At 57.1% G+C, this 10,145-nt stretch carries 8 protein-coding genes and 4 tRNA genes; 1 reads left to right on the plus strand and 11 read right to left on the minus strand.

Going from position 1 to position 10,145, the window contains the following annotated elements:
* Nucleotides 1–91: 91 nt before the first annotated feature.
* The 7 genes from ABSG47_RS18590 to ABSG47_RS18620 form a co-directional block, all read right to left on the minus strand.
* Nucleotides 92–403 carry a hypothetical protein gene (locus tag ABSG47_RS18590; RefSeq protein WP_424171301.1) on the minus strand — a complete coding sequence of 104 codons (312 nt, stop codon included), beginning with the start codon at nt 401–403 and terminating at the stop codon, nt 92–94.
* 47 nt (nt 404–450) lie between these two features.
* Nucleotides 451–525, minus strand: a tRNA-Gly gene (locus ABSG47_RS18595).
* Nucleotides 526–628: 103 nt separating this feature from the next.
* Nucleotides 629–704 (minus strand) — tRNA-Thr (locus ABSG47_RS18600).
* Between the two features lie 10 nt (nt 705–714).
* Nucleotides 715–963: a hypothetical protein gene (locus tag ABSG47_RS18605; RefSeq protein WP_424171303.1), complete on the minus strand. Its 249-nt coding sequence runs from the start codon at nt 961–963 to the stop codon at nt 715–717.
* A gap of 21 nt (nt 964–984) precedes the next feature.
* A tRNA-Tyr gene (locus ABSG47_RS18610) sits at nt 985–1,071 on the minus strand.
* 254 nt (nt 1,072–1,325) lie between these two features.
* A tRNA-Thr gene (locus tag ABSG47_RS18615) sits at nt 1,326–1,401 on the minus strand.
* Nucleotides 1,402–1,689: 288 nt separating this feature from the next.
* Nucleotides 1,690–3,444 (minus strand): M20/M25/M40 family metallo-hydrolase, encoded by a 1,755-nt coding sequence (locus ABSG47_RS18620; protein WP_424171304.1) that lies wholly within the window; start codon nt 3,442–3,444, stop codon nt 1,690–1,692.
* 164 nt (nt 3,445–3,608) lie between these two features.
* Between ABSG47_RS18620 and ABSG47_RS18625 the strand changes: the two genes are divergently transcribed.
* Nucleotides 3,609–4,001 carry a DUF6632 domain-containing protein gene (locus ABSG47_RS18625; RefSeq protein ID WP_424171306.1) on the plus strand — a complete coding sequence of 131 codons (393 nt, stop codon included), beginning with the start codon at nt 3,609–3,611 and terminating at the stop codon, nt 3,999–4,001.
* Between the two features lie 132 nt (nt 4,002–4,133).
* Here ABSG47_RS18625 and ABSG47_RS18630 read toward each other — a convergent pair whose 3' ends face one another.
* The 4 genes from ABSG47_RS18630 to ABSG47_RS18645 form a co-directional block, all read right to left on the minus strand.
* Complete coding sequence (locus ABSG47_RS18630) at nt 4,134–4,508, minus strand: DUF6632 domain-containing protein (RefSeq protein ID WP_424171308.1); 375 nt, start codon at nt 4,506–4,508, stop codon at nt 4,134–4,136.
* A gap of 227 nt (nt 4,509–4,735) precedes the next feature.
* Nucleotides 4,736–5,365 carry a hypothetical protein gene (locus tag ABSG47_RS18635; protein ID WP_424171310.1) on the minus strand — a complete coding sequence of 210 codons (630 nt, stop codon included), beginning with the start codon at nt 5,363–5,365 and terminating at the stop codon, nt 4,736–4,738.
* Nucleotides 5,366–5,796: 431 nt separating this feature from the next.
* Nucleotides 5,797–9,159, minus strand: coding sequence for an alpha-mannosidase (locus ABSG47_RS18640; protein WP_424171311.1), 3,363 nt, complete (start codon nt 9,157–9,159; stop codon nt 5,797–5,799).
* Between the two features lie 212 nt (nt 9,160–9,371).
* The coding region (locus ABSG47_RS18645) for a metallophosphoesterase family protein (RefSeq protein WP_424171313.1) at nt 9,372–10,145 on the minus strand (774 nt) is incomplete at its 5' end.

Raw genomic sequence — 10,145 nt, forward strand, 5'->3', positions numbered from 1 at the left:
TTTTCCTTCGCCATTGCCCTGTCCGTTCCTTCCGTTTAACTTTCAAATTTAGCTACCGGCTGTTAACCGTCAGCCCTCAATCTCATCCGGCTCACGCGTAATACGCATACGCCTTGAAATACTTCTGCCGCAGCTCACCCGGCACCTTTTCCACCAGCCTCAGATACCGCTCGCGAGTCAACCCCTGGTCGCTCACAGATAACGCGCCGTACAGCGCCGGCGCTTCCTTGCCCAGCCAGCCCCGGTTCAAAACTTCCTCAAAACTCCGGATCGAAAACTTCGACTTCGCCACGCGGCTCAGCAGAACATCCACATCCCGCGCATCGAACGCCGCATCCAGAAGCGAATGCAACTTTGCGTAAGTCTTTTCGTCCTGTACCGCGATCGTCGCCTGCTCGTACATCGTTTCCGAACCCTCGTATAGCTTCTAAAACCCAAGCTTCTAAAATCTGGAGCGGGAGACGGGACTCGAACCCGCGACCAACAGCTTGGAAGGCTGTGACTCTACCACTGAGTTACTCCCGCAAAGCCAGTGGTCAGGGGTCGGGTTTCAGGGATCAGAATTTTCGCGCAAATCATTCAGCGTATTTTCTGATCCCTGATCCCTGATCCCTGATCCCTGTAATTCTGGAGCTGATGACCGGGATTGAACCGGTGACCTCTCCCTTACCAAGGGAGTGCTCTACCATCTGAGCTACATCAGCCCTACAAACCTTACTCACTGCTACTGCGCCGTACCCGCTCCGCCTGCATGGCGATATACGTCCGGAAGGCAAACGTTCCCAAAATAAAGACCGGAATCCATCGGATCCCAATCTGCCTTCCAAACACCGCCACCGTGCCGCCGCCAATCGTCCACCACGCCAGCACAGCCAGAACCGCGTACAGCCCCAGAGCGATCCAGTATTTTCTGTCCAGACTTGCCATCCCAACCGCGGGATTCTCCGGACTCAAATCGCCCATCGTCCAACCCTCAACAAAACCTGGTGCACAGGGGAGGATTCGAACCTCCGTAACTCGTTGAGTGGCAGATTTACAGTCTGCTGCCATTAACCGCTCGGCCACCTGTGCATCTTCCGGGCACCCCACCCTCGCGGCGTTTTTGTCCTTGCCGCCAGGGTGGGAGACCAAATCTCCCGGCCTGAAAACATCTCCGTCCCGCCTTGTTCGATTCACCTTCCGCGCACCAGCGTTCCACCGGAGCCATTCCGGCTTGTCGCTCATGGCCTTCAGTGGGATCACCGCTTCAGGACAGGCCCGGCGTCTGAAACCTCATACGCCGGTTTTAATCTTCCTTGCCGTTCAGTTCCCAAATGCCCCTAGAGTGGAGCTGGCGAAGGGATTTGAACCCCCGACCCTCTGATTACAAATCAGATGCTCTACCAGCTGAGCTACGCCAGCCCTACCGAGCGGTCTTGACTGCTTTCCAACCGCCCAACCACCCCGGAAAAACTGCTCCGGAAACCCTGAAATCCACGGACACAACACCGCTCCGCGCACATCACGGCACAGAAATAAAGGTTAGCATAGCGCGCCCCGCCGAGCAACCTGTCAGACGGCATAAAAACACCCCCGCCGCCCGCTTTTCGAATCACGGATGACTGAAGCTCGCACTCTCAAAAACAAAGGCCGCAAATCCCAAAGGATTCACGGCCTCTCGTCGAATCACGAGCCACAAAAAACCAACCACTATTTCGGGAAAATATCCAGCGATTCCCTTGCCTTCTGCTCTTCCACCGCATTCGGCAGCGGCTTGCGCGGCAGCATCTGCTCCCGTTGCGCCGCGTTGTAAAGAAAAATCGCCTCCACCGTCGCAATCTGCTTCAGATCCGCAGGCTGCAGCCGCTCATACGTGTCCTGGTTCGAGTGGTGCGTCCGCGTCTCGTAATCCAGCTCATCCTGGATGTACTGAAATCCCGGAATCCCCACAGCATCAAAGCTCAAGTGATCCGTGCCGCCCGTGTTGCGATTGGTAATCGTCGTCACGCCCAGATCCTTCAGCGGCTCTATCCACTGCGCAAAGATCGGCGCAATCATCGCATTGCCCTGCGTATAAATTCCGCGAATCTTGCCGCTTCCGTTATCCACGTTAAAGTAAGCCGAAATCAGCTTCTGCTCCGGCTTTACTTCCAGCGGACCCACCGGACGCCGCATAAAATCCGGCAACTGCCTCTGATCCGGCGCGTCCGACAACTTCGCCGAACCAAAATGCTGCACGCAGTACCCGCGCGAGCCAAATATTCCCTCTTCCTCACCCGTCCACAACGCAATCCGGATCGTCCGCCGCGGCTTCACACCCAGCGCCTTCAAAATCCGCACCGCCTCCATAGCCACAATCGTGCCTGCGCCGTTATCCGTCGCGCCCGTCCCGGCAATCCAGCTATCCAGGTGACCGCCCACCATCACCACCTGATCCTTCAGCGCAGGATCGGTTCCCGGAATCTCCGCCACCGTATTGAATCCATGCTCATGCTCGCCGGTAAACTTCGTTTCCACGTTGATCTCCACGCTTACCTGCGCCTTGGCCTGCGTCAGCCGATACAGCCGCCCATAGCTCTCAATCGCAGCCACCACCACCGGCACATTCACCCGCGTATCCGCGTGATACGGCGTCCGTCCCAGCGTGGCACCGTTATCGTCAAAAAACGTTCCGCCCGATCCACCGCCATTCGAAGCATCGCGGCTCGGCTCAATCACCGCAGCCACCTTCTCATCCGTGAAGAACTGCACAATCTTGTCGATCAGCCGCAGCCGCTCCATCCGCTCCCGCAGCCGCGCCTGTATATCCGGCGTCAAACCACCGCCGCCACCCGCGCTCACCGGGAAAGAAGCAATCTCCGCCAGCTCCGCATCCGTGTAGCGCGAGAACAACGCCTTGTCCACCGGCGGAACCTCCCTCATCGCGCCAAACAAAACCACCTTGCCAGCCAGCTTGCCCTTGTACTTGTCGAAATCGGCCTCAGTCTGGATGCTCACAAACACCACATCGCCCGTCACCGCGCCAGCCGTCGAAGGCGACCACGGCGTAGCCTGCACAATCAGCACGGCCGTATCCGGCGTCACCATCCGCGCCCACGTATTCAGTTGCTGCCAGCCCAGCCCAAACTCGCCCCAGTCCTCCAGGTGCGCATTCTCCAGCCCAATCTTCGTCAGCGTGTCGCGCGTCCACTCATTCGCCTTCTTCGCATTCGGCGAACCCGTCAGCCGCGGCCCAATCCCATCCGCCAGCGCCGTCCCAAACTCCATCACATGCGAGTGGTTCAGCCCCTCATCGCGAATCCGCTGATACATCGCCAGATCCAGCTTCTCCGTCAGCGGCTGAACCTCGGCATACGGATCGGTGGCCGCAGGTGCAGCAGCCGTCTTAGGCTTGTCAGCCGCATACAAACACACTGCCGCGCCAAGTACAGCCGCGGCCGGAATACGAAAACACTTCACTGGCATCAGAAATCAAGCTCCAGAATCTTCAGGGATTGTCGTTCTTGATGCAAATTGTACATAACCGGAACTAGAGGTGGGTGGAACACAAAGATGCGCCAAACCGTAGTTGACGAAGCAGGCACAAAAGACCAAACTGTGCGAAACCTGATTCCACAAACGAGGCCAACATGAAACGCGAACGCATCTTGCAAATCTTCCTGGTAGCGATCGGACTCTTGTTTACTGCCTTCGTCTACTTCCTCTACACCGATCTGTGGCAAGCCAGATGGCTCGTAGAAAAGCACAATGAAACCAATCCCATGTTCCTCAGCGTCTTCATCGTGCTCGGCCCGTTTCTCATCCTCGCCGCCAGAAACCCCTCGGCAAATCGCTCGCTGATCCTCTTCACAAGCTTGTGGAACCTGGGCCACGCCACCGTAATGACCATCGAAACCATTCAATCCTGGAATCGCGGCATCCACCGCGACTTCACAGACGTAATCATCTTCGCCATCATAGGGCTGATTCTTCTAGCTCTCTTGCCCGCTCGCCGCGACCAGAATACGGCCACTTTGCCTTGATTGGGTATGCTTGCTGAAACACTCGTCCGTAAGGTGATTAGCCGTTTTTCCGGCGCAGGGAAGAACCTGCCGCCGTCGAGCATGTCATGCGCCGGCTGACTTCTCGCCGCATCAAGGACCAAAGAAATCCGATTACACGGTTTTTTCTACTCGCCACATGAGCACACCCAGCAGGATAGCCACAATGAACAGCGCAGGCACATCCCCAACCAGATGGCCTTTTTCCATAGGGTCCCTGAAAGACTGCGCGGCCATAATGGCCCCATGCACCACGCTGGACCACACAGTAAACCAGATGAGGCTTCTATTGGCTTGTGGATTGCGCGAAGCCAGCAGCAGAAACACGCCAAGCGTGGCGTAAACTCCAAGGATCATATGCAGGTAGTGAGAATGGACCTGTCCCCACGTCCAGCCGGAAGGCCAAACGATACCCAGCAGATAAATACCGAAAACGAAAATCAGCCCGACGGCAATTAACGCAATGCGAAGTAAGCGATCAGCATTCATCCTGTTCTCCTCCTGGCTCGCTATCTTACCCCCGTTTCGCTTGGCCGCGCCCAGGAAAAGCACTCCGAATTTCTGTTACGCCGGGGCGGTTGCCCCGTTCGTGGAAATGGTGGTTTTCCCACAGCCGCCTTTTTTTGATTCAGGAATACCATGAACTTGAGCCGTGCGGACTGTCGCCGCAAACACACAGGCCGCGAATCCCACCGGATTCGCGGCCTTACTCGTCCTTAGTTCCCCTTATCCATCCCAGCCGGCAGATCCAGCGCCACCATCGCAAATACCGTCTTTCCATCTTCCTTCTGGTCCTGCACGCTCACAACATGCTGGTGCCGCTTCGATCCCGCCTTCAGCTCAATCCCATCGTGAATATCAAAGTTCATGCCCTTGTCCTTCTCGCTGTCGTCATACACCTTCACATTCACCGTCTTGTTGCTGTCGTCCGCGCAGGTCAGTCCCTCCGCGGTCGTTGTCGGAGTACCCACCGGCTGCTTGTTCTTGCACGTCAGCACATCGCCATACCGGCCCAGCGCCTTCTTGTAGAACGCCGCCACCTTGTCCTGATCGTCTGGAGTTCCATAGCTCACCGCGCGCACTCGCAGTTGCCACTCGCCAAAGCCAATATGCACATCCGCCGACTTGTGCTTCTCGTCGTTCGTCACCAGCGTCGCGCCCGGATACAGCGGCAGTCCCACATCCGAAGCCGTCGTCTGATCCGTATTCATGTGAATTCCGCCAAACGGCGTATCCACCTGGACCTTCTTCTCTTCGCCGTTCGCTCCCTTGTCCACATTGATCCGGCATCCAGCCAGCACCACCGCCGCCAAACCCGCCGCCATCCAGAATCCACGCATTCCCATCGCACGCTCTCCTCTTCCACAGCAGAATACGCGCCTCAGCCCAGCCCGGTTCCCAGCCTCTTCCAAAAACGTAAAAGGCCGCCGCGAATTAAATCGCTGCAGCCTTCTGACCCCTGATCTCTGAAACCTGACCCCTGTTTAGTGCCCGTGCTCCTGATACCCATCTTCCTTCGAGCCCGTAGCAAACAGGATGCAGACAATAAACACCACTGCAATCACCGGAACCACAAAAAATGGCGAAGTAATAAAGCTCATCTTGCCCCTCCAATCACAGCCTACCAGAACTCAACAATCTGCTTCTGTTTTCCTTCACTCAACCACAACATCCGGGTGCCCCAGGTCCCTGTTTCTGGACCTGGGATAGCACAAAAGCAAACGTTCTGCCTACTCGCCAATCTGCACTTCCTGATCCCCGATCCCTGATCCCTGCCTTAATAGTCAACCCTCACCGTAAGAATCTCGTACGGCTTAATCGGCGTCTTCACCACATCCCCCGCAACCGCCAGCGCCTTCCCCTGCGGAGCCTCCATCAGGTTCGTCACCGTAGCAGCCTTAGCCCCCTTCGGCACATGGAACTCAACCGTAGAAGACTTCCCCGCCCACTCATACACACGGAATATCAGGCCATTCGAGTCCTCAGCCTTCTTCACCGCCGTCAGCACCACATTCTCCGGCGTCACGGAAGCAAACGAGTGCTCCGCCGGCAGCGAACCCGCATGAGCCGTCGTCACCACAGCCTCCAGCGGATAGTCATACTCCCACCCATGCCGCACCGTCAGCGCATCCTTCCACGTCCCCGCATGAGGATAGATCGCATAGTGAAAGTGCTGATGCCCCATGTCGGCATCCGGATCAGGCCACTTCGGCGAGCGCAGCAGCGTAATCCGCAACTGGTTCCCCACCGCGTCATACGCATACTTGTCCTTGTTCAGAATCGAAAGCCCATGCTTCCCATCGCCCAGATCAGCCCACCGCATCGCCGGAACCTCAAACTGCGCCTTCTCCCAGCTATTGGTCCGCAAAGTCGTGCGCTCAATCGACCCATAAGGAATCTCGTATGTAGCAAACTCGCTAGTGGCTGCCACGGGGAACGAAGCCTTCAGCAACACATGCGCCTCATGCCAGTCGATGTCGTTCTCAACATCCACAATGTCCGACGTTGCACCCAGGCTAATCGTCTGAACAAACTTCGACTTCTGCCAGTTGTAAGTAACCTTGATCGCGGGCGTGCCATTGGCCAGCTTCACAGACACAACTGAATCAGCCTTCGCAATCATCTGCGGGGCAGCATCAAATGTGCCGGGATCCACATTCCACGCATCGTAATCTTTCGGCGTGTCCTTGAAGAACTGCAACTGATTGCCGCACGCGCCCGAAGCCAGCATCTCCGTATCTCCGGCCTTGAGGCTCGTGATGCAACCGCTGGCCTTATCCACAGCAACGCGCACCTGCCGATTCTCCAGCACATACGCATTGTCCTCCTCGCGCGCCTGTGTCGCCTGCATAATGTGATTGAAGGCAGGCGGCGGCGAGATGATGCTCAGCACCTTGTACCCAAGCGCAGGCACATCATCCACGTGAACCCGGATTTCACCTGACGGCTCCTCCGTCGTGCCGGAAACCGTAGGAGATGCAATATAGCGCCCCATATCATCGGCCACCAGCACCATGCGCATCTTGGGGTCCGTGGGTTGAATGCGCACCGTCACATCACCCGAGCGCGCCCAGCCCAGCGGATTGAAAACCACAACCTTCTGTATCCGTTCTCCTTTCACCGGCGCCATAGAACTCTTGCCTGTGTCGATCCGCTCCGCAACCGTTATCAGCGACTTGTCCGAGATAGCATCTGTCGAAAGCCGCACATAGTCATAATCCTTCTGCGCATCCTTATAGATCACACCAATACCCGAACCCGCAGCCAGATCGTGGAACTGGTTGAACAGCACCTTCTTCCAGTCCTCCGTCAGCTCATTCCCCGGATATTCCTTCCCATCCAGCCAAGCCAGCGAAGCCCACTTCTCAGCATTCAAGACCTCCTCTTCCGAAGTCCGCATATTGTGTTTGTGATTCGCCTGGCTGGTCATCACCCCGCGGTGATATTCAAAGTAAAGCTCGCTCTTCCACGTCGGAATCGAAATCTTACCCTCAACCGGCTTCGGCGGCACATACCCATGCGCAATCGTCTGGTAGTTCCAAACCTGGCTCATCGGCGCAATCCTGTGCTCCACATCGGAGAAGAAGCTCTGCGCCAGCCCAAACGGCATCTGCGGAACCACATGCGGCGGCAACGATGGCGAAGACCAATGCACACCCTGGTCCAGAATCGCCCGCGTAGGCCCGCCACCGTGATCGCCAATGCCGTAAAGGTCCATCATGCTCGTCAGCCCCGGAGCGCGCTCCCGCGCCTGCTTCAGGTCCGCAGCCAGGCGCACAGGGCTCAAGTTGTCGTTGGCATAATCATGCGGAAAATAGCTCAGCACCTTCGAACCATCCGGCGACTCCCACCAGAACAGCTTGAACGGCAACTGATTCGTGTCATTCCACGTCATCTTCTGCGTAACAAAGTAGTCAATACCCGACTTCTTGTATATCTGCGGCAACTGCCACGTATACCCAAACGAATCCGGATTCCACCCAATCCGCACATCCACGCCGTATGCCTGCTTGTACCACCGCTTGCCCACCAAAAGCTGCCGCACCAGGCTCTCGCCATCCGGCATATTCAAATCCGGCTCCACCCACATGCCGCCCACAATCTCCCAACGGCCCTCCTGAATGCGCTGCTTGATCTCCGCATTCATATCCGGATACTTCTGCGCCATCCAGTCGTTATAAGCCGCGGCAGATTGCGTATACGTGTACTGCGGATACTCATACATAAGCTGCAGCGCGGTGCCAAACGTGCGCTTCACCACATCCACCGTCTCAGTCCACGGCCACAGCCACGCCGCATCAATGTGCGAGTTGCCCGTCAGATGAAAGCTAGCCGTCTCCATCAGCGGCAACAGAGCCTCCAGCTTCGCGTGCGAAGCCTTCAAACTCGCATCAAACTTCGCCTGGTCCTTCTGCTCCAGCGCCGCCAGATCAACCGTCTGCACCGAATCATTCAGAATCTGCATCTTCGCCGCATCCTTGGGAGCAAGCGAAGGCACCAGCAGCGCGCCTACCAGGAACTCCTCGCGCAGATCTTCCGGGTTGGGCCGCCCATCAGCGTAGTTGATCTCAAGCGTAGCGTTCTGGAAGTTCTTTTCGTCCACGGTATGCAGCAGCTTCACAGCCACCGTCACCTTGTCACCGGGCTTCGCCTTATCAAACAGCACAATCGGCTCCAGATCGTCGCCAAGCGCCACGCGCCGCCCATTGAAATAGACAATCTCCGGCATCGGCCCATTCGCATACGCATTGAACTGGAACCAGATGCGCGAGCCGGTCAAGTCATAGCCATTCAGAGTGGCGGGAACCGTATACGTCTGCCGAAACCACACAGCCTCATTCGGCGCCTTGGAGTTATGCGCAATCGGCTTCCAATCGCTCTCGTTCAGATCCACAGCCTCGCCATGCGCCAGGTCGCCCGAATGTGTCTTCCATTCGCCATCCGGCAGCTCACGCAGCAAGGTAAGCCGGGTAATCACATTCTTCGACTGCTCCGGCAGATTCCCCGCAACGCGATTTACCTCAGCCGCAACCCGCGCAGCCTCCACCACAGTCTGCGCAGACACAGAAGCAGCAGCCATCAGAGCCGCAATCGCACAACCCAATACCAACCCACCAACCGGCTTAGCCCAATAACGCATGACACATCCTTCCCCCGACATAGTAAGGCATCAGGCGGCATCTAGCGTTAAGGGCACCTTCGAAAGGGACAGTTTCGAATTATGCATCGAGGCGCCGGTTAGGCAGGAATTCAAACCGTGGCAGTCAAAAAAAGTTCCCCCTTCGCAATCTCTCGCAAAGGGGGAACTTGTACTGAAGCAGGGTCAAGCCTAACGCGGCGAAGACGATCCGGTTAGAACCTGTTCGCTCCGCCGTGGCAGGTGCCCACGCCCTTGTCGCTGAAAGTAGCCGGACCTGTTGGCTGTGCAGGATCCTTCAACGCCGACTCATAATCCCACGCATAGCCGTTCTCATTCAGCGTCAATCCCATCACGCCCCAGAACTGCCCGGTTCCCGCTTCGAGATTCTCTGCGTTGAAGTTCACGTTGCCGCTGGGATCTTCCATGTTTGTTTCGTTTGCGCCGGACGTCACAGTGGCTGTGACGACTGGATCGAGTGTCTCGCCGCCGGTACCCACGACAAATTCGCGAATGCCTTTCTTTGGATCGGATTTTCCGGAGGGGTCAAGCGGGCGGTAGCGGCCATAGAGGTGGTCATGTCCGTTCAGCACCAGGTCGGCATTGTATTGATAGAGCAGTTGCCAAAAGGCCACAGCGGTCGGGCCCTCGGGTACGGCGATGCCGTTCGTAGGGCTGAATACGGGCTGGTGCCAGTAGGCCAGTGTGCACGCGGAGTGATTCGCCTCAAGATCCTTTTTCAGCCATTCAAGTTCGGCGGCAAACCAGGAGCCGGAGTTCGAGCAACCGCCCGGCTGCGTCTCGCACTCGATATTGAGCGAGATAAGATGCCACGCGCCCAGGTTGTAGGAATACCAGCCATCTCCCACGCCAATGGGGCCACCTGACTCGTTGGTTCCCAGTCCACCCGTCTGCTCAAAGTGCCCCGCCTGTCCATCGGAATACGGCACGGGCTGCGTGAATGTGCCGGCGGTTTCAGGGTTGCCGGA

Source organism: Occallatibacter sp., from assembly GCF_049510455.1.
Classification (GTDB): domain Bacteria; phylum Acidobacteriota; class Terriglobia; order Terriglobales; family Acidobacteriaceae; genus Telmatobacter.